17 protein-coding genes are annotated in these 19,307 nt (G+C 31.7%); 6 read left to right on the top strand and 11 right to left on the bottom strand.

Annotation, left to right across the window (positions count from 1 at the left end; all coding sequences use genetic code 11):
* Window positions 1-107 precede the first annotated feature (107 nt).
* Complete coding sequence (locus tag V9L05_RS19400) at window positions 108-1,163, top strand: prolyl oligopeptidase family serine peptidase (protein WP_338791780.1); 1,056 nt, start codon at window positions 108-110, stop codon at window positions 1,161-1,163.
* A gap of 78 nt (window positions 1,164-1,241) precedes the next feature.
* Here V9L05_RS19400 and V9L05_RS19395 read toward each other — a convergent pair whose 3' ends face one another.
* Window positions 1,242-1,658, bottom strand: coding sequence for a hypothetical protein (locus tag V9L05_RS19395; RefSeq protein WP_338813553.1), 417 nt, complete (start codon window positions 1,656-1,658; stop codon window positions 1,242-1,244).
* 387 nt (window positions 1,659-2,045) lie between these two features.
* Between V9L05_RS19395 and V9L05_RS19390 the strand changes: the two genes are divergently transcribed.
* Window positions 2,046-3,200 (top strand): sigma-54 dependent transcriptional regulator, encoded by a 1,155-nt coding sequence (locus V9L05_RS19390; RefSeq protein WP_338791782.1) that lies wholly within the window; start codon window positions 2,046-2,048, stop codon window positions 3,198-3,200.
* Between the two features lie 149 nt (window positions 3,201-3,349).
* Here the strand turns inward: V9L05_RS19390 and V9L05_RS19385 are convergent, their stop codons facing one another.
* Window positions 3,350-4,372: a hypothetical protein gene (locus tag V9L05_RS19385; protein WP_338813552.1), complete on the bottom strand. Its 1,023-nt coding sequence runs from the start codon at window positions 4,370-4,372 to the stop codon at window positions 3,350-3,352.
* Between the two features lie 75 nt (window positions 4,373-4,447).
* Window positions 4,448-4,981 carry an NADH-quinone oxidoreductase subunit J gene (locus tag V9L05_RS19380; protein ID WP_338813551.1) on the bottom strand — a complete coding sequence of 178 codons (534 nt, stop codon included), beginning with the start codon at window positions 4,979-4,981 and terminating at the stop codon, window positions 4,448-4,450.
* A 458-nt stretch (window positions 4,982-5,439) separates the two neighbouring features.
* Here V9L05_RS19380 and V9L05_RS19375 point away from each other — a divergent pair, with 458 nt between their 5' ends.
* The 4 genes from V9L05_RS19375 (at window position 5,440) to V9L05_RS19360 (ending at window position 10,531) form a co-directional block, all read left to right on the top strand.
* On the top strand, window positions 5,440-7,398 hold the full coding sequence (locus V9L05_RS19375) for an AAA domain-containing protein (protein WP_338813550.1): 1,959 nt from the start codon (window positions 5,440-5,442) through the stop codon (window positions 7,396-7,398).
* 371 nt (window positions 7,399-7,769) lie between these two features.
* Window positions 7,770-8,222: a DUF2147 domain-containing protein gene (locus V9L05_RS19370; protein ID WP_338813549.1), complete on the top strand. Its 453-nt coding sequence runs from the start codon at window positions 7,770-7,772 to the stop codon at window positions 8,220-8,222.
* Window positions 8,223-8,328: 106 nt separating this feature from the next.
* Window positions 8,329-8,847 (top strand): hypothetical protein, encoded by a 519-nt coding sequence (locus V9L05_RS19365; RefSeq protein WP_338813548.1) that lies wholly within the window; start codon window positions 8,329-8,331, stop codon window positions 8,845-8,847.
* A gap of 310 nt (window positions 8,848-9,157) precedes the next feature.
* A complete protein-coding gene (locus V9L05_RS19360) occupies window positions 9,158-10,531 on the top strand; it encodes a dihydrolipoamide acetyltransferase family protein (RefSeq protein WP_338813547.1) in 1,374 nt (457 codons plus the stop codon).
* A 181-nt stretch (window positions 10,532-10,712) separates the two neighbouring features.
* On the opposite strand, the gene V9L05_RS19355 is transcribed toward V9L05_RS19360, so the two are convergent.
* The 8 genes from V9L05_RS19355 to V9L05_RS19320 all read right to left on the bottom strand — a co-directional run bounded on the left by V9L05_RS19355 (window position 10,713) and on the right by V9L05_RS19320 (window position 19,256).
* Window positions 10,713-11,189, bottom strand: a complete 477-nt coding sequence (locus V9L05_RS19355) for a GNAT family N-acetyltransferase (protein WP_338813546.1) — start codon at window positions 11,187-11,189, stop codon at window positions 10,713-10,715.
* Between the two features lie 11 nt (window positions 11,190-11,200).
* Complete coding sequence (locus V9L05_RS19350) at window positions 11,201-11,497, bottom strand: helix-turn-helix domain-containing protein (protein WP_338813545.1); 297 nt, start codon at window positions 11,495-11,497, stop codon at window positions 11,201-11,203.
* Between the two features lie 288 nt (window positions 11,498-11,785).
* Window positions 11,786-12,079, bottom strand: a complete 294-nt coding sequence (locus V9L05_RS19345) for a hypothetical protein (RefSeq protein WP_338813544.1) — start codon at window positions 12,077-12,079, stop codon at window positions 11,786-11,788.
* 6 nt (window positions 12,080-12,085) lie between these two features.
* Window positions 12,086-12,859 (bottom strand): hypothetical protein, encoded by a 774-nt coding sequence (locus tag V9L05_RS19340; protein ID WP_338813543.1) that lies wholly within the window; start codon window positions 12,857-12,859, stop codon window positions 12,086-12,088.
* 45 nt (window positions 12,860-12,904) lie between these two features.
* Complete coding sequence (locus tag V9L05_RS19335) at window positions 12,905-15,148, bottom strand: cyclic nucleotide-binding domain-containing protein (RefSeq protein ID WP_338813542.1); 2,244 nt, start codon at window positions 15,146-15,148, stop codon at window positions 12,905-12,907.
* 120 nt (window positions 15,149-15,268) lie between these two features.
* Complete coding sequence (locus V9L05_RS19330) at window positions 15,269-16,957, bottom strand: adenylate/guanylate cyclase domain-containing protein (protein WP_338813541.1); 1,689 nt, start codon at window positions 16,955-16,957, stop codon at window positions 15,269-15,271.
* 103 nt (window positions 16,958-17,060) lie between these two features.
* A complete protein-coding gene (locus V9L05_RS19325; protein ID WP_338791801.1) occupies window positions 17,061-18,734 on the bottom strand; it encodes an adenylate/guanylate cyclase domain-containing protein in 1,674 nt (557 codons plus the stop codon).
* A gap of 177 nt (window positions 18,735-18,911) precedes the next feature.
* On the bottom strand, window positions 18,912-19,256 hold the full coding sequence (locus V9L05_RS19320) for a hypothetical protein (RefSeq protein ID WP_338813540.1): 345 nt from the start codon (window positions 19,254-19,256) through the stop codon (window positions 18,912-18,914).
* Window positions 19,257-19,307 lie beyond the last annotated feature (51 nt).

The raw sequence follows: 19,307 nt of genomic DNA, 5'->3' as shown, positions 1-19,307 counted from the left end.
TCCGTAAATCTAAACTTGTTGTGGAACTGTTGATTTCATTTTACGATTGATAGCCAACAACAAAAAGTGTTTTTTATTTCTATTTTACTTACTACACATTTGCTTATATGAAATTAATTAAACCAATACTTAAAATAGTATTATTCTTAATCATAATTGTAAGTTTAGTCATCGGTACTATGATATGGAGTTTATCATATATAGATGAAGATATTTTAACTGATACAGTTTCTGAAACTAAGATAAAATTTGGCGATTTTAAAGAAGGGGAAATATTAAAAAAGCAAAAGTTAGACGGATTTAAGTATTGGTTTTTAGAAACATCAGGTGTGTTTTTTTCTAAATTTAAGCCTTTAAAAAACACGATACACTATTCCATAGCCTACAAAAGTGATGGTTTGATTGTAACAGGTAGTATGGTAACACCCAAGAAAGAAGGAGTTTATCCATGTATTATCTTTAATAGAGGTGGAAATAAAGATTATGGAAGACTTAACTTTAGAATGGTTAATATATATATGACTGCATTAGCAGAACAAGGCTATGTAGTTATAGCTTCTAATTATAGAGGAAATAGTGGTAGTGAAGGAAAAGAAGAGTTTGGGGGGGCAGATGTAAATGATGTATTAAATTTAGTACCAGCACTTTCAGAAGAGCCTATGGCAAATACTTCTAAAATAGGTTTATATGGTCATAGTAGAGGGGGTATGATGACTTATAAAGCTCTGCAAAACTCAGAGATATTCAAAACAGCTGTTGTAATGGCAGGTTCTGCTAATGAGTTTACATCAATAAAAGATCGTCCAGCATTAGAAAAAAATGTACATGCTGAGTTAATTCCCAATTATTATGAAAATAAGGAGGAAGAATTAAAAGCTAGATCTGTATGTTTTTGGGCAGAAGAGCTTAGTAAAACTCCCTTACTTTTATTACATGGTATTGATGATAAGAGAGTTAATTATGATGAAGTAGTAGAATTGACCACTAAACTTGATAGTTTAAATTTTCCCTATCAATTACTATCTTTTACAAAAGGGGATCATACTCTATCTAAAAATAAGAAGCAAGCAAATGCAAGAATTATTAATTGGTTCAATAAATATTTACGAGAAGAGCAAAGCTACAATGAAACTCAAAATAAAGTAACTATACCACTTCTTTAAGCATACTTTGATTACGATTTATCAAAAAAATAATTCCTTGTTTTTGTTAAATGAAATTTTAAGCTACAAAATAAAAAGTTACTCTTGATTTGAGTTTTCTGCAATTTCATCTAAAAAATCTTCGGCTTGTTGTTCTGTGTTGAAGTGTTTGACAGAAAGCTCAGTACGATTGACAGTTCTCTGAACTTGCAAAACAGCAATATCATCTGCTGAAATAACTGAGGCTGAATACAAGAAACCATTCTCTAATTGATACTGTTGTAATTCTTCCATTATTTTTTGAAACTTATTAGGCATAGGTTGCATAAGTTTTAAATCTGCTAAGACAGTAAATTTTTTTTGCATACTATCTACTGCTTTTATCCAATCAGAGCGAAATTGTTCGAAAATCGCATCATTTCTCCATTTTGCTTTTAAGTGGATATAATAAATCCTGTTTTTAGAGTAATCTGCTGATAAGGAATAGAATTCTGTTACATTTATTTCTGTTTTCATTTATCTGAAATATAATAAACGTTGTAAGTAGTTTTAAGTAGTGATTTTTTATACGAATATAAAAAAAAATACGTTTCAAAACAACATACAAGAGAGTGTGCTTATTTAAATTGATAGTACTAAATCGTCGGTGAGGACACCGACAATGGCGATTGTTTTACGAAAAAGTGCTTTTTTTGCCGTTGTTGGTGTCCTACAAATTTAATTAAAGTCCAAATTACTTTTCAGATAGATAATTTTCAAACTTTTTCTTGTAAAAACTCTTTTCTTATTGTAGATTGCTATATAACAACGTCCTCAACGATGGCAAAGTCTCGTTGAGGATTTAAAAAACATTTTCTCGCCGTTGTTGGTCTGCTGACCAACAACACAAGCACCATTTATTTTATGCCAAAAAAAATTCTTATCATAGACGATGAAGCTGCCATTCGTCATACACTCCGAGATATTTTGGAGTACGAAAAGTACGAAATAGATGAAGCCAAAGACGGACAGCAAGGTCTTGATATGTTGCTTATTAATAATTATGATGTGGTTTTGTGTGATATCAAAATGCCAAAAATGGACGGCATAGAAGTACTACAAAAATCTACCGAGCTAGGTAGAGAAAACGCTTTTATCATGATTTCGGCACACGGAAACATCGAAACTGCTGTTGAATGTACTAAAAAAGGAGCATTTGATTTTATCGAAAAACCACCCGATTTGAATCGTCTTTTGGTTACAATTCGTAATGCAATGGAAAAAACCCAGCTCGTTACAGAAACCAAAACATTAAAGAAAAAAGTACCTAAAACGATTGATATTATTGGAGAATCACAAGCTATCCATGATGTAAAAGAAACTATCGAAAAAGTTGCGCCTACAGATGCTCGTGTTATGATTACAGGACCTAACGGTTCAGGTAAAGAGTTAGTTGCTAAGTGGTTACACGAAAAAAGTGAGCGTTCGGCGCATCTTTTAGTAGAGGTAAACTGTGCTGCTATTCCTTCTGAGCTTATAGAAAGTGAGCTTTTCGGACACGAAAAAGGCTCTTTTACATCAGCTATCAAACAACGTATTGGTAAGTTTGAATTGGCAGATAAAGGTACTTTATTTCTTGATGAAATTGGCGACATGAGTCTTTCGGCACAAGCAAAAGTTTTACGTGCTTTGCAAGAACACAAAATTACTCGTGTGGGTGGTGATAAAGAAATTAAAGTTGATGTTCGTGTAGTGGCTGCAACCAATAAAAATCTAAAAGAAGAAATAAAAAATGGAAATTTTAGAGAAGACTTGTACCATCGTTTGGGTGTTATTTTGATAAAAGTTCCTGCTCTCAATGATCGTAGAGATGATATTCCTCTTTTGGTGGAACATTTTTTAGATCAAATTGCTACTGAATATGGTGAGCCTAAAAAGAAAATTGATGCAGCAGCATTGAAAGAACTTCAAAAACACGACTGGACAGGAAATATTCGTGAACTCAGAAATGTAGTAGAAAGACTTATCATCATGAGTGGAAAAGCAATCACAGCTGATGATGTAAAAAAACATGCTTAGTTTGATAATCCTTATTTTCATTAAATGAAGAAAAACCCATTATATTAGTTTTCAAAACTTATACAATGGGTTTTTATCGGACTAAATTATGTCCAAAAATTAATTGAAATTAAATTTTTAAGTCAAAATTATCGTATATAATTGTTTTCCTACAAACTTCCCTCCCAAGAAAAATAATAAAGACAAGGAACAAGCCAAGATAAAACCCAAAATAGCAAAGCGATTTTTTTATAATTACTCCAAAAAACTAAATAATTGGTATTTAATTTATCCTTTACTAACGCAAAAATTAATTTATTTACTAGAAAAAGACCCACAAAAAATAGATTGAAGAAAAGTAAATAACCTACATAGTTATATTTCTGAAAGAAAATATCAAATAAACACAGATGAGAAGGCAAACCGTAAATATATTTTACAAAAAAGAATTTCAAAACATAAACACTCAAAACGATATACAAAATACCATCTATGAAAAGTAGAAAATTAGATAGGAAAGATGTATTCTTTGATTTATCTGATTTATTATTTTTGAATAGATTTCTAATTAAGTAAATTCCTAAAATACTTCCAGTAAAAATCCAAGCAAAAATTCCTTCATTGAGAAAACCTGAAGAGTTTAGAAAATTAGTAGCATCTATTTCTTGACTAAAAAAACTTACACTACAACAAGTCGCAATCAAATCAGGATTTATATTCCAAAAATAAAGAGACATCAATATAAGTTCGGTACTTACACATAAAAAAGCAGGAAAAACAAGATAGTATTTTTGAGGATTAAGAGGGTAAGTAGGTTCTTTTTTATCCAAAAAGTGTAAAAATAAAAAACTACTATAGACAAACAAACTTCCTATTTTAAAATATAAAAGAGGATAACCAAACTTATTTGCTTCAAGCGCACCTGTGGCACACATTGCTCCACGTAAAAGAGATGGAATATGTTCATTGATTGTAACCAAAAAAGCAATCAAGGAAAAACTCTGAAATAATAGCACCAATTCCAAAACTGCACCTACTAAAAAAGTACGCCTTTCAAGGTCAATTTGATTTTCATCATTACTAGAAATATTCCATTTTATGATAATCTTAAAAACGGTCTTTAAGACCATCAAAAGTAAGAAAAAACAACAGCTTTGAGCAAGAAGTTGAGCAATTATCCATGTATCAGTCATAATTTCAGTTATCAGTTACTATTTATCAATTATCAGGAAAGTCATTTTTTATCCTAATAGTTTACATAAAAAATATTATGCCGCATTATTTTTTTCTCCTACCAAAACAGCTACACCAAGAAGTGCAATAGTGAGCAGAATGCCTCCTAATTCGAAAAATAGAATGTAATCTGTTAGAAAAAGACGTGCAATCTGATCAAGTGTAGAAATATCTGTATTAGATAAAAACTCTTTTTTTGTACTACTAGTTGAAGCAAATTCTATTAAATTTCCTCTCAAAATCCAGCTTGAAATCAATAAAGTAAACAAAACTGAAAGCACAGTTCCAGAAAGTTTGTACTGTTTGTCAGATATAATTTTTTCATCTGAAATTTTATGCACAAACATAATCCCAAATAAAAGCAACACCACAACACCACCAACATAAATAGCCAAATGCGTTGCAGCCACAAAATCAGCACCTTCCAAAACAAAAAGGGCAGCCACTCCAAGCATGGTAGCCAAAAATGAAAAAGCTGATTTTATCACTTCTTTTTGATACCAAACATTCAATGCACTTAGAATAACGATTATTCCAAAGACAATCTGTAAAATTTTTATGTATTCCATTATATGACTTTTTCTAACTTTTTTAGATTCCTTCTTTTATTTTTTTAACTAAAATAGCATTTTAAACACCAAGTAGTTAAACAGAATTAGCGAGTGCTTTCACTTCACCGAGTTATCAGTTTTATCCATTACTATAATAGTCAGTTCTAGTCGTTTTTATTTTTTTGAAAATAATTTAATAAGAAACTTGAAAATCATAAGCTACGCCTCATAAACTAGATTTTTCTTGGTAAATTGCACACTAATTTTAAAATTAAAAACAAAGATAGTAAAGCACTCACAAATCACACTACCCAGATTTCATACTTTTTATTATCTACATAAACTTGAAATTTCTTTTGTCATAAAACTTTTTACAGAAAAATAGTGTTAAGGCGCAAGTCCATAAAAAAAATGTTTTACTATCAAATAAAACCTTCAAATCTGTATTTTTTGTGAAAATACAGATTTTATCAATTATGAAAAACGCAGAACAACAACTCACACACCTTCAAGAACTTTTACGCATAGAAAAACGAGAAGATGCAGCACAGTACCAACTCAAAATTGTACAAGCACCACTAGCCAAACGTCGAAAAGATGGATTGTGTTGGTTTCCTGTCGGAATAAATGACGAGTTTGTCGGTTTGGGAGGAAGATGGAATATTGATATTGAAAGAACAAATGATAAAGGACAACCTCATCAGCTCAATGTTGGAAGTATAGTTACTGTTTTTGAGCAAAAAAATGGCTTAGAAGGCGAGAAAGTAAATGGCGTTATTAGTAAAGTAGAGAATAACAAAATGCGTATTGCTCTTAGTAATGATGAACTTCCAGATTTTTTGGAAAATCAAAGTAATAGTATTGGTGTTTACTTGGCTTTTGATGATTCTACGTATCGTGAAATGAATTATACGATAGATAAAGTAAAAGATGCCAAAAATGATAGATTATCAGAGTTTAGAGAAGTTTTTTTAGGCGAAAAAGCTCCACGTTTTAATACAAAACTAAAAGAAAATGAATATGCACTTCAAGATTTAAACGAATCACAAAAAAATGCTGTTCAGAAAATTCTACAAGCTGAAGATATAGCCATCATCCATGGGCCTCCAGGAACAGGAAAAACAACTACTTTAGTTGCCTCAATTATTGAAACATTAAAAACAGAAAGACAAGTCTTGGTTTGCGCTCCAAGTAATACGGCTGTCGATTGGCTTACTGAAAAATTAAATGCAAAAGAGGTAAAAGTAACACGTTTAGGACACCCTGCACGAGTAAGTGATACATTAGAACACATAACTTTAGATGGGAAAATAGAAAACCATCCTGATTACAAGTATTATAAAAAGCTATTAAAACAGTCGGAGCAAATGCGAAAAAAAGCACTAAAGTTCAAACGAAATTTTGGAAAACAAGAGCGAAACGAACGTCAGAATATGCTTCGTGATGCAAAACGATTGAAACAAGATGCTTTAAAACTAGAAGAATATATTTCAAAACATATCTTAGAAAACTCACAGGTTCTGACTTGTACACTTGCTGGTTCGGCAGGATACATTCTCAAACATCGTACTTTTTCAACACTTTTTATAGACGAAGCTGCACAGGCTTTAGAAGGTGCAACTTGGATTCCGATTTTGAAAGCAAATCGTGTAGTTATGGCAGGTGATCATCAACAGCTACCACCAACAATAAAATCGTTTGAAGCTGCAAAATCAGGTTTAGAAAATACATTATTTGAGAAAATAATAAAAAAACATCCTCAATCAGCGCAAATGTTAAGTGTACAATATCGTATGAATGAACAGATTATGGAATTTTCTAATCAAAAATTTTATAAAGGAAATTTAAAGGCTTATGAGACAAATAAAAATCATATTCTTTATGAAAATCTAGCACCAGTAGAATTTGTCGATACAGCAGGCTGTGGTTTTTCAGAAGTTCAGGATGAAGAAACATTGAGTCGTTATAATCCAGAGGAAGCAAAGTTAGTAGTTTCTCATTTAGAACGACTTTTTGAGGAAATTCTACAAAAAATAGAAAGTAAAGAAATCAAAAATCCGAAAGAATTTATTGATATTTTTTCAGTTGGTGTTCTCTCCACTTATAAATCACAAGTTTATTTATTACGTGATTTGATTCGAAATAATGATTTGCTTGCTAACTACTCCAATCAAATTACAATTCATACTGTCGATGGTTTTCAAGGACAAGAAAGAGAAGTAATGTATATTTCTTTAGTTCGTTCGAATGAAAAAGGCGAAATTGGTTTTTTGAAAGATTTGCGTAGATTCAATGTGGCTATTACACGAGCTAAAAAAAGATTAGTAGTTTTTGGAGATTCAGCTACGTTGGGTTCTGATGAATTTTATAAAGACTTTTTAGATTATGCAGAATCTATTGAGGCTTACAAAAGCGCATGGGAATATATGGTTTAGTTTTTTAATTCTTTCCAAACATTGTTCTGGACAAACTAACCATGTCTAAAGATAAGATAATGCATTGAGACAAAGAGTAGGCAGATTTGTATGAAAAACATTATTTTTTTAAAAATCTTATTATAAGCATTTCTTCTTTACCTACTATTTTATCATCAACTATAATAACGATACTGAGAGAAAATATTTAAAATCATTCAAAATGTAACACTACCTATACTTTATATTTTATTTTTCGGTTCGAATTTTGCAAACTCATTAGAGTTAGATTAATTTTAGATAAATTATTTCTTAATGAAGTTTTTTATCAAAATTATACTCTTTAAAATAACTTAATTTCTCTTTCTATTATAATTATCAAACACAAAAATATGATTCGTATTACAAAAATTTTCGCTCTTATCTTCTGCATTGGTCTTTTATCTGCTTTTGTACCACAAGATAGTCCAAACGCTAAAGTATTAGGAAAATGGAAAACGATTGACGATGAAACTAAAAAAGAAAAGTCTATCATCCAAATCTATGAAGTAAATGGAAAAGTACATGGAAAAATCGTTGAACTTTTAAATGGTGTAAGTCAGGATAAAGTATGTACTGAATGTACAGGCAAACGCAAAGGACAAAAACTTGTAGGAATGGATATTATGTACGGACTAGAAAAAGATGGTGACAACGAATGGGAAGACGGCAAAATCTATGACCCATCTAAAGGAAAAGAATATAGCTGTGAAATCAAACTTGTTTCGGCTGACAAGCTAGAAGTAAGAGGATATGTAGGTTTCTCTTTCGTAGGACGTTCTCAAAACTGGTTTAGAGTCAAATAAGCATTCTTTGCTAGATGTAAAATTGGAAATGGATAATTCATGTTGAATGGGTTATCCATTTTTTTGTTATTTTGTGTATTATTATTTCAAATTTAAAAATATAAAGATGACAACAGAAGAAGAATGTAAACCACAAGAAAAATATTTATTTACAGCTGAATTATTTTCTGATGAATCTATTTCTATTTGGAAAAATGAATGTGTAGAAAGATGTGAAAATAGAGATGATAAAGGAGAAGAGTATGAAAGATATATAAATTGGAAACGAAAAGATAACGAAGTTGCTTTATTTATTTTATACGCCTATGCTGATATTAAAATCCCTAAACAATTTGATTGCATTTTTGAGTTAAAAAATCCTTCTAATTTCATAGTTACTAAGTTTACTTTAACACAAGCAATTTGGGAAGCATGGTTTCCTTTAGGTTCGCTTGACCACGGACACAAACATTTATGTGTATTTGAGTTTGAAGATGAGATTCCCCAAATACTTAAAAAATTACATATTATAAAGAATAAATTTTCAGATGCTCCTAGAGGGTCTTTACTATTAGGAATATGTCAAAGAAATAATTTTGAAGAAATAAAGACTGCGAGAGAATTAATTAACTCAAGAGGCTTTTAAAAAAAGATAATTTCTTTTCTCTAAAAAACAATCCACTACAAAACACTTCATTCACAGTTATTTAGTTATTCAAAAAAGAATAAATCCCTAATATTCTCTCTAATTTTGATTTCTGTCTTTTAAATGTTATTTTTTTGGTAAATTTGTAAAATGTAGCTTACTCTTCAGAGTGAGTAAAGTTGTACTGAATGCTTTAGCTTTCTGTTCAAACAAATACTACCCTATAAAACTAAAAACACTTCCGTTATTGGTGTCTCCACCAATGACTTATCAGACCTAACAAAAAATAACTCATAAAAAATATATCACTATGGCTAAAATAGAAATGGTAATGCCCAAAATGGGCGAAAGCGTAATGGAAGGCACAATCCTAACTTGGCTCAAAAGTGTAGGAGATACAATCGAACAAGATGAATCTGTTTTGGAAGTAGCTACTGATAAAGTAGATACAGAAGTTCCTGCAACACACGCAGGTACTCTTGTCGAAATATTGGCAGAAGAAGGTGATGTAGTACAAGTAGGTGCAACAATTGCCATTATAGAAACAGAAGTAGATGCAGAAGGTGGAAGCACTCCAAGTTCTCAAGCACCTGTTCAAGAAACAAAAGTAGAAGAAAAAGAACCAGTTTTGGAAACTGCATCTTCAAATGGTAGCAGTCATGTAAATGGAAACGTTCATCAGCAAAATGATTTTGCTACAGCTACTCGTTTTTATTCTCCTTTAGTGATGTCTATTGCAAAAGAAGAAAAAGTTTCTGTTTCTGAACTGGAAACTATCGAAGGAACAGGTTTGGAAGGACGTGTTACCAAAAATGACATGTTCAGTTTCCTTGAAAACAGAAAAAATAATAATGGAAATGGCTCTCAAACTGCTGTTGCTGCTCCTAAAATAGAAGTAAAAGAACAAAGACAACAATCAACTGCTCAATCAAATCAGAAAATAGAGCAATTACAACCTGTAAAATCATACAGCAATGATATTGAGGTGGTAGAAATGGACAGAATGCGTAAAATGATTGCCCAAAGAATGGTCGATTCAAAACGTATTTCTCCTCACGTAACTTCATTTATCGAAGCTGATGTTACTAACTTAGTAAATTGGAGAAACAAATGGAAAAGAGTAGTAAAAGACCGTGATGGTGTTGCACTTACTTTTACGCCTATTTTTGTAGAAGCTGTTGCAAAGGCAATTCAAGATTTCCCAAAAATCAACTGTTCAGTAGATGGCGACAAAATTTTGATGAAAAAAGGAATTCATGTAGGAATTGCTGTTGCTCTTTCAAATGATAATTTGATTGTTCCTGTCATCAAAAATACAAACGAACTCAACCTTTTAGGAATTACTAAAAAGGTATCAGAGCTTGTCGATAAAGCAAGAAATAACAAACTTTCTCCAGATGATTTGTCTGGTGGAACATATACGCTTTCAAATATTGGTTCTTTCGGAAATATGTTAGGAACACCAATCATTATGCAGCCACAAGTAGCAATTATGTCTGTCGGTGCGATTGTCAAAAAACCTGCTGTTGTGGAAACAGAACATGGTGATATGATTGGAATTCGTCACATGATGTATCTTTCTCACTCTTACGACCACAGAGTTGTAGATGGTGGACTAGGTGGTAAATTTGTAAGACGAGTAGCCGATTATTTAGAGAATTTTGATGTAAATACAACGATTTAGTGATAAGTTGTAAGTAATAAATTATAAGTGAAATAAAAACACATTTGACTTAGAAAATTAGAAAGGCATTGAATGAAATTTTATTCAATGCCTTTTTTTGCATAATTTCATGGAAAATCTAGTGTTTCAAATAGCAAAGTTTCATTCTAAAGACCAACAAGAACATACTCTTATTTTATAGTTACTCTATCAATAATTTATTCAAATCTTTTACAAAAAACACTTTATCTAAAGGATTTTTTAAGAAATTAAGAGGTAATTCATTTTCCAAAATTTCTCTAAATCCATTTTTTTTATAGAAAGTTTGAGCTGCTTTAAATTGGTTCATTGTTCCAAGATAGATTTTAGAAATTTGATTTTCCTTAGTCCATTCAATAACAGTTTCAAGCAATAGTTTTGAGAGTCCAAATTCTTTTCCACGAAACTCTTTTTTTAACATCATTTTTTTTAATACTCCAAACTCATTTTGTACAACAACGACTCCGACTGCTCCAACCACTTTTCCATTATGTAGTACAACCCAATATTTATCAGGAACTCTAGGAGTTTCAACTGTTATTTTTGGAAATATTTGTTCCTCAAATTCCACTGCAATTTCATTCATCATCTCATCAATTCCATTTTGATGAACGCTTTCATAAACAACAACTTTTGTCATGCGTTAGATTTTTAAGATTTCTTTCTACTCAAGTATTCTTCCTTATCTTCCAACTGAAAGACAGGAAACTTACCTATTTTCAAAGAAATTTCTAGTATTTTTTCCAAACTAAAATCATTGCCTTCTCCATTTAATAGTTGAGAAGCCTGTTTTTTGCTAATTTCTAAATCTACTGCTAATTGAGTTTTATTGAAGTTCTTTTCCTTCATATAAACTAAAATGGCATCGTATAGCATACCATTTATTTCATCAATCCAATAATCAGGTTGATTTAAAGTTTGTATTGGAACACCTGTTTTGTTTTTCATTTTGTTAGTTTTTGGTTATTGCTCATTTGTAGTGAGTGAGTAGTACATATTTCTAGTCTGATACTTCACAAACGTACCCAAACAAAATTACAAATCTAAAAAATGACCTCCAAAACAATCCAAGAAATATAAAATTTTGCTTGAATCTTTTCCTATTTTTAAAACTTATTTGTCCAGTAACAACAAATACAAAAACCACGGCTACAAGCCGAATACATATAAATCACTCGTTAAAAACGAGCGATAGCCATAAAAAAGCCGAGCTAGGGCTAGGGGATAACCATATAACTACTTATTTCTATGCCTTTGTATCTGATTTCTGAACCATTCCATCACTCTTGTAGGAAGTTTAAAAGAGTATCGTTCTATCGTAATTTCTAAAAGCATAAAAGTATCCCTATCATCCATATAAGCCCTTATAATATTCCTCAATCCTTCTATTTCCTTATTAGTTCCTAGAATATAGCTAGAGTTATCGAAACGATACCAAGAAGCTACATACTGTTTAATTTCATTTAATAAAAGCTCTTTACTTTTATTGTTTCCTTTGTAAGTAAATATATACATTTTATAATTAGACATAATTTTCTATTTTTTTTTAAAACTAACTTTAACGTGATCTTTCATTTCTAGAACTCTATTCTGCCATTTCCCATCCCAATCTAATGATATAGTAAATTCATCGTGTCTATTATTGTCATAGGAAATGAGATATGTTATTTCCAATTTAATTTCACTAGTATATTCAATATCATTTGTTAATTTAAGTTTAGGAGGAATAGTAGTATTACTTCTAGGGGCACTATCAAACTCATCATTTTCTTCCAATTCTTGAGAAGAAGCAATGGAAAATAGTGTAAAATGCCTACAACCTTTTATTGGAATTCTAGTTGATGTTTGGTTATTTTCCCAAACTAATGGAATATCATACTTTACAGTATTATCAGATACACGTTTAGTTGTAATGTTTTGCATAGAAATTTCTGCATTTTTTTCGGCAACATTTCCAGTATTTTTAAATTCTAATCTGCAAATATATTCTTTAACAACTGTATTATCTGTTTCTCCTTCAGTATCTGTTATTTCTGTTATCTTATTAGTTTCATCTATAAAAGATATGGATATATCATGTTTTTCTAGAAATATACGTCTTAGCTCGTCTCTGAATAAAGCTACAAAAGCTGACGTAAAAGTGGCTACGGCAGCTCCTGATTGTACCAATCTAGTTATTAAATCATTCACACTTAAATCTTTATTTATTAGGTGTGGTATAAATGATTTATGAACTGGAAAAAAAATTCCCGCAAGATAAGCTGGTATTAATAGTAAAACCAAAACAGTAATTATAAGATTTTTCTTCATGTTCACTTTTTTTAATAAAATTTTGAATATAAAATTATTACTATTCTAAACCCTCCTAAACCGTTTCTCATACGTTTCAATAACTTTCCAATAGACGACAGGAATTTCCTGTATCAAATCGGCTGCAATGGCAAAAAGAGAAGCGTCTTTTGAAAGTGTGATGCTGTATTGTCCTGCATTTTCTTCCCAGTTTTCGGCTGTCAGTATTTCGTTTGCACCAAAAAAATCGCCTTTTTGTAGGGTTTCTACTCGTGTTCCGTTTCGTTTTATGGTTACGCTGCCTTCTTCTATGATGTAGAGAATGTACTTTTGAGAAAGTTCTACTTCTTGCCCTTTGGTTTGAGTCATCGCCTTTGCTATGCGTGTAAGGATAGGAAAAGAAACCACCTCGCCAAAAAGCCACGTATTTTCTAAAAACAAAATGTTTTTTTCTACTCGTTTGAGTTCGCTATACAAATCATTGCGTTCTACAAAATCGTGATACGATTGTAAAGGAATTTGAATAACGGTAATATTACTAGCTGCTCGGTAGGTTTCAAGAGCTTTTCCACCCAAATAACCCGAATAAAAACCTATCAAAGAACCTGCTGGCAAAACGTGTTGATTGCCTCGCTGTGAATCTATAAACTCCACCGAACCTGTGATAAGCAAATAAACATACTCGCTATTTTGTCCTTTTTTGAATAAAATCGTTCCTGCATTGAAATGCCTAACCGAATGATTGAGCAAATAATTGACTTCGTGCTGTGGTGCGCTAGGAAAATAAAACTGTAAATACTTACTAGCAAAATCAAATAAATAATCATGACTGGCAGGAATAAGCGTATCAATCATTCCAAAAGCTGCCGAAGAACCAATTTCACGCTCTTTAAAAGTGAGTGGTTTGTGTGTGTGTGCCAAAACGATTTTCTTTGAGTCGTCTTTTCGGTAATCTTCTGCTTGTCCGTGAATCATTCCACCACCAATATCAATTTTTTTGAGGTTGGTAGGAATGAGATAATTCTGTGTGATTTTTTCGTACCATTCCTTCGAAACTTTCAAATCATCGCCTTCTTCTCGTTCAGTCATTTTTTTGAAGACATCAAAAGAAACTACATCGGCTAAATGTCCATACGTTTTGTAGGTATCATTCCATTTTGCTCTAAAATAAAATAAATTCGTTTCTACAGGATGAGGAGAATACAAAGGCATCACTTCCAGTCCGTCGACATCGTTCCATTCATCAAAATTAAGGTCGTGAATATCAAAAAAGTTAGAAAAATTATTTTCTGCAATAGACATCAAAGCACATAATTTTTTGGTAATGGCAGAACGAACCAAAGGCGTTGCATAATATTTAAAACGTCTATCTGTTCGGATAAGCGTAGTAAGTCCTGCAAAATGGTCGTCGTGAGCGTGTGTATGAAAAATACCTTCAATTTCATTGACACTAATTCCTAAATAATTTAGACTTGTAAGAATATTTGGCCCTGCATCCACTAAATAAATCTTTCCTTGAAAAATCAGAATACTAGCCATACAAGGACGGTTTATATCCCAACCATCGCCCTCGCCAGAATGAACGACAGCAAAATATTCTCTATTCAAATAATGATAACCGAGTTGATAGGGAGCTTCATAACGGTCTTCTGCACCTAAGTTTAGATTTACTTCTACACTTTCATCTTGATAACTAATCTCATAAACATTAAAATCTTTTCGTTCAATAAAAACACCATTTCGGATTTCTGTTTTTTTGTTTTCTGTTTCTATTTCATCATTATTTTCTGATTCTTCTATTACTCTTTTATCCAAAATTGCATCGGTAGGATTTATTTTTCCAAACGCAAAATTGAGTTTTATACGCATCATTTGTTCGGCAGTTTCGCCAGTTATTCCTGCTGCTGCGTACTCTTCTTTATTTATCAAACCATAATTTCCACGATAAAAATATTTCATCTGTGCTTCGATTTGCTCATCTGTTCCTATAATCATCGGACGAATTCCTGTATTATTCGGATGGTTTGGGATTCCCATTCCTTGCAAATAAAGCATTTGCATAGCAGGAAATTCTATCAAATTAGAAAAACTTCCGTTTTGCATCAAGACTTCGGAAAGTAGAATGCAGTTTGGACCCGATTCGTAGGAAACTATTTTTTTGTCTATTTTTTTATCGATAGTTTCGATAAGCCCACGTTTTTTCAAATGTTTGACAGCATCAGCAGGACAGCCACAAAGCATAAAAACATTTGCTTTTGGTACTTCTACCCAAAAAATTCCTGTACTGACACTCAATTTTTTTACCAACATATAATTGAAATTTATGCTCTAAATTATTCTGCTTTTCAACCGTCAACGAGGCTTTGCCGTCGTTGAGGATTATGTTTGAAACCTCGTTGACGGCAAAGCCTCAACGACGGTTATAAATATTTAACTGATAACTGTATTTACAAAGTACATATCAATTTCACCTTTATTTTTCGCTGTAATTTTTCCTCTATACTCACACTCAAAATCATTTTTGATATGATTGTACGTTGTTTCAGAAATATTTACTTTTCCTACTTGTCCACTAGATTCCATTCTTGCAGCCAAGTTTACAGCATCTCCCCAAATGTCATACGCAAACTTATTTTTACCAATAACGCCAGCTACAACAGAACCTGTATGAATCCCCAAACGAAGTTCGAAAGTTGGTTCTCCTAATTTTTCTTGATAATCTTTCCATTCTTTCATAAACTTTTGCATTTCTAATCCTGCTTTTACGGCATCTTTTGGGTTGGAAGTATTAGCAACAGGAACACCACCAGCACACATATAAGCATCGCCTATGGTTTTGATTTTTTCAAGGTTATTATTCTCACAAATCTTATCAAACTCGGTAAAGCAATATTCTAACTTCTTGACTAAATCTTCAGGTGATAGTTTTTCAGAAATTTGCGTAAAGCCTTTAAAATCTGTAAACATAACTGTCACAAGTTCGTAAGAATGTGGTTGTGCATGCCCTGTTTCTTTGAGTTCTTGTGCTGTTTCTTCTGGCAGGATATTGAGTAAAAGTGTATCTGATTTTTGACGCTCTAATTCAATTTCTTTGTTTTTAGAATTGAGTTTACGGTTACTATTAAACTTCTGTACAAAAGCAATTACAGAAAGAAGAAGAACAATTCCACCTCCAATCAGACCTATTAAAAATTGATTGTTTCTTGCTCGTTGAGTGGCAGCTTCTGCTTTTTGTTTTTCAGCTTCTGCTTTTTGTTCTTTTGCAATGGCTTCTTGTTTCTGACGGTCAGATTCTTTAATTTTTAAATCCAGGTTTTTAAGTTGAAGCTCCAAGCCTTGTTTTTCAATGACATATTTTTGCGAATCTATATCTAATGTTAGTTCTTTCTTTTGGGTACGTAAAAATTCCAATTCTCTTTGAGAAAGAAGCATTGGGTCAATCTGCATCGCCTCAGCTAACTCTCGTTTTTTATCTCTTGGGTCAGGTTTTTGGTTGCGTGCTTGTTCCCACATAAGTTCAAAGAGCTTTACTTTTTCTTCGCTTCCTTGTTTTGTATGTGCTTCCATCAGAACAGTAGAAAGATTTATTCTATCCTGACGAGTAACTTGAAATGTATCAGGTTTTGATAAAAGTAGCTCTGCTGTCGGAATTAGATTTTCATAATCTCTTTCTTTATGAGTGATTTTGACAATTTTTCGAAGAACATTTCCTTCTTTTTCAAATTCATTTATTTCATTATAAAGAGTTGCAGCTTCTTGATATTGACTATTCTTTTTGGTAAAATAATCAGGCATTTCATATTTATCCCCTAATTTTTCGTGACTTCTTGCTTCTAAGAGTTTGTCATTTTGCTTTTCGGCTGCATAAATTGCACGTTCGTAATAGCGCACCATCAAACCTGTTTGTTTGATAAGATGATAGCTTTCAGCAATTTGCCAACTCAAACTAATTGCTGTTTTGTAATCACCATTTTTTAAAGCTCGTTTTCGTTTCACCTCATAATCTCTAATTTTAGAAATTACTTGACGACGATTATAATTTTGTGCTTTTCCCCAGTCGTAAGGAACAAAAAGCAACAAAATAAGTGAAACAATAAGAATAAGGTACTTTTTTTTCATAATAAATGCTCTGTTTTTTGGATAGAATTTTCTTAAAAGTTCTTTTGAATGAATAGTTTTATTGAAACCGTCTAAATAAATTTTGTTTAAGAATTCAGTTTTGTTAGAATTTAGAAACGACAAAATACATATCTACTTCCCCTTTATTTTTAGCCTGAATTTTTCCACGATAGGAACAGAAAAAATAATCTCTAACAAGCGAATACGTATATTCTGAAATATTTACTCTGCCTATTTCTCCACTAGATTCCATTCGGGCAGCTAAATTAACTGTATCTCCCCAAATATCATAGGCAAAGCGTTTTTTACCCACAACACCAGCCACCACTGCACCTGTATGAATCCCCAAACGCATATCAAAATAAGGTTTTCCTTGCAAAATTTTCTTTTGTTTTAGTTGTTCGATGACTTCTTGCATTTCCATAGCAGCACTTACTGCATCTACAGGATTAGTATAGTTTGGAGTCGGAACACCACCAGCACACATATAAGCATCGCCAATTGTCTTGATTCGTTCCAAATTCCAACGTTCACAAATAGTATCAAATTCAGAAAAACATTCTGCAAGTTCATTAATAAGTTCTTCTGGGCTAAGCAACTCAGCAGCCTTTGTAAAACCTTTAAAATCGGTAAAAATAACAGTTACTTGGTCGTAAGAACGTGGTTTTAGCTCTACATTATGTTTGAGTTCTTCGGCTACTTCTCGTGGAAGGATGTTTAAGAGTAATGCTTCCGAACGTTCTTTTTCTCGCTCTATCATCTCTTTTTGCTGCTCAATTTCTTCATTTTTAGCTTCTAATTCGTGGTTTGCTGTAGCAAGTTCTTTATTTGCTTTTTTCTTTGCTCTTACTGTATTACTTTGGATAATGATAAAAACAATTAATAGAACAGCAATTAAAGCCACACCACTAACAATAAACATAAATAACTTTTCACCTGCTTTTTTTTCTGTTTCTAGTGCCTCAATGTGGGCAAAAACTTCTTTTAAACTGTCTGCCTTTATGGTGTTTTCTGCTAATAAGGCATCTATTTGTTCTTGGGTAATGAGTTTTTGTTTATTAGTAAGTACAGCAACTTCTTCCTTTTTTTGTTTTAATTCTGTAGGTGAGAAATTCAATGAATCTTCTAACACTTTATCTTTTTTCTCTTCTAAATTAATTACTTCTTCGGCAGGATTTCTAATTTTTTCAGTCAGATTTGCATATAGTTGAGCATTCGAATAATCTCCTTTTGCTCTATGTACTTTTGATAAATATTCAGTACTTTGTAAAATTAGTTTTGCATCATTTGCTTGTCTTGCAATACGTATCGTTTCTTCAAAATTGTAAATGGCTCTATTATATTGTTTTGTCTCAGCATACATAATCCCTCCTAAATAATAAGAACTGGCAACTTTCTTCTTGTCTCCTAACCTATCATAGACTTTTGATGCTTTTTCATAATTCTGAATAGCTAAATCATAATTTTTTTGACCTTTATAAACTCCCCCTAATAAAGAATACGTTTTACCCAAATTATCATAATCTTTTACAGAAGCTGAATATCTAACAGCCTCATTTAGATAATCAATAGCTTGTCTTGTATTTCCTTCTCTATAATAGCCTTGTGCTATTTGATAAGCTAGTTTTCCTGCTTTATTTGGACGTCCTTTATTAATAGCTGATTTGTACTGTGTTTCTAAATTTTGAGCAAAGCTATTTTGAGGAATAAAAAATAGACACACTATAAAGAGTAAGAAAATAAAAAACAGTTTATTTTGAGAGGTAAATTTTTTCATACATTTATTTTTGTTGTGCTTTTTCATTTTGAAAAATAGCTATAAAATGACCAAAGAAAGAGTAAAAAATAAAACACTTAAATTAGATTGATTCTAGTAGAAATACAAATTTTTTCAAAAAAAGTTAAATTTAAAAGCAAAAATAGGTATGCTAAATGGCAGAAGCAACCTATATATTTAATATTCTTCATTATCGACATAAGTTTCTAAATAAATTGTATCATTCTCCTTGACAGATGATGTCCAGCTCACATAGCCTTCTTTATAAAAATCTATCATATAATCGCTACAATAGTCGTGTGCAAGTTTGTAAATTCCATTTTTATCTGTAAAAATTGGAGTTTTTAGGCTGTCTTTATGAATCATTGATAAATAAATACTTACCTCTACATTTTCTAAAGGTTGTTTGGTTTGGCTATCCATCACAATTCCATTTGCCTCTGTATGACAATCACAACTACAAAAAATAAAAGCAAACAGAACAAAAAACAAACAAAACCAATAAGAGAATTCTTTTTGCATAAAGGTAGAGATTTAAAATAAAGTAATTTTGTATTTGATAGCCATAAGTAT

Source organism: Bernardetia sp. Wsw4-3y2 (assembly GCF_037126295.1).
In the GTDB taxonomy this organism is placed as follows: Bacteria; Bacteroidota; Bacteroidia; order Cytophagales; family Bernardetiaceae; genus Bernardetia.
This window is presented reverse-complemented; position numbering and strand designations above follow the sequence as displayed.

Coding starts and splice junctions, on each gene's coding strand:
- V9L05_RS19400 (WP_338791780.1), top strand. CDS start 108: ATGAAATTAATTAAACCAATACTTAAAATAGTATTATTCTTAATCATA.
- V9L05_RS19395 (WP_338813553.1), bottom strand. CDS start 1,658: ATGAAAACAGAAATAAATGTAACAGAATTCTATTCCTTATCAGCAGAT.
- V9L05_RS19390 (WP_338791782.1), top strand. CDS start 2,046: ATGCCAAAAAAAATTCTTATCATAGACGATGAAGCTGCCATTCGTCAT.
- V9L05_RS19385 (WP_338813552.1), bottom strand. CDS start 4,372: ATGACTGATACATGGATAATTGCTCAACTTCTTGCTCAAAGCTGTTGT.
- V9L05_RS19380 (WP_338813551.1), bottom strand. CDS start 4,981: ATGGAATACATAAAAATTTTACAGATTGTCTTTGGAATAATCGTTATT.
- V9L05_RS19375 (WP_338813550.1), top strand. CDS start 5,440: ATGAAAAACGCAGAACAACAACTCACACACCTTCAAGAACTTTTACGC.
- V9L05_RS19370 (WP_338813549.1), top strand. CDS start 7,770: ATGATTCGTATTACAAAAATTTTCGCTCTTATCTTCTGCATTGGTCTT.
- V9L05_RS19365 (WP_338813548.1), top strand. CDS start 8,329: ATGACAACAGAAGAAGAATGTAAACCACAAGAAAAATATTTATTTACA.
- V9L05_RS19360 (WP_338813547.1), top strand. CDS start 9,158: ATGGCTAAAATAGAAATGGTAATGCCCAAAATGGGCGAAAGCGTAATG.
- V9L05_RS19355 (WP_338813546.1), bottom strand. CDS start 11,189: ATGACAAAAGTTGTTGTTTATGAAAGCGTTCATCAAAATGGAATTGAT.
- V9L05_RS19350 (WP_338813545.1), bottom strand. CDS start 11,497: ATGAAAAACAAAACAGGTGTTCCAATACAAACTTTAAATCAACCTGAT.
- V9L05_RS19345 (WP_338813544.1), bottom strand. CDS start 12,079: ATGTCTAATTATAAAATGTATATATTTACTTACAAAGGAAACAATAAA.
- V9L05_RS19340 (WP_338813543.1), bottom strand. CDS start 12,859: ATGAAGAAAAATCTTATAATTACTGTTTTGGTTTTACTATTAATACCA.
- V9L05_RS19335 (WP_338813542.1), bottom strand. CDS start 15,148: ATGTTGGTAAAAAAATTGAGTGTCAGTACAGGAATTTTTTGGGTAGAA.
- V9L05_RS19330 (WP_338813541.1), bottom strand. CDS start 16,957: ATGAAAAAAAAGTACCTTATTCTTATTGTTTCACTTATTTTGTTGCTT.
- V9L05_RS19325 (WP_338791801.1), bottom strand. CDS start 18,734: ATGAAAAAATTTACCTCTCAAAATAAACTGTTTTTTATTTTCTTACTC.
- V9L05_RS19320 (WP_338813540.1), bottom strand. CDS start 19,256: ATGCAAAAAGAATTCTCTTATTGGTTTTGTTTGTTTTTTGTTCTGTTT.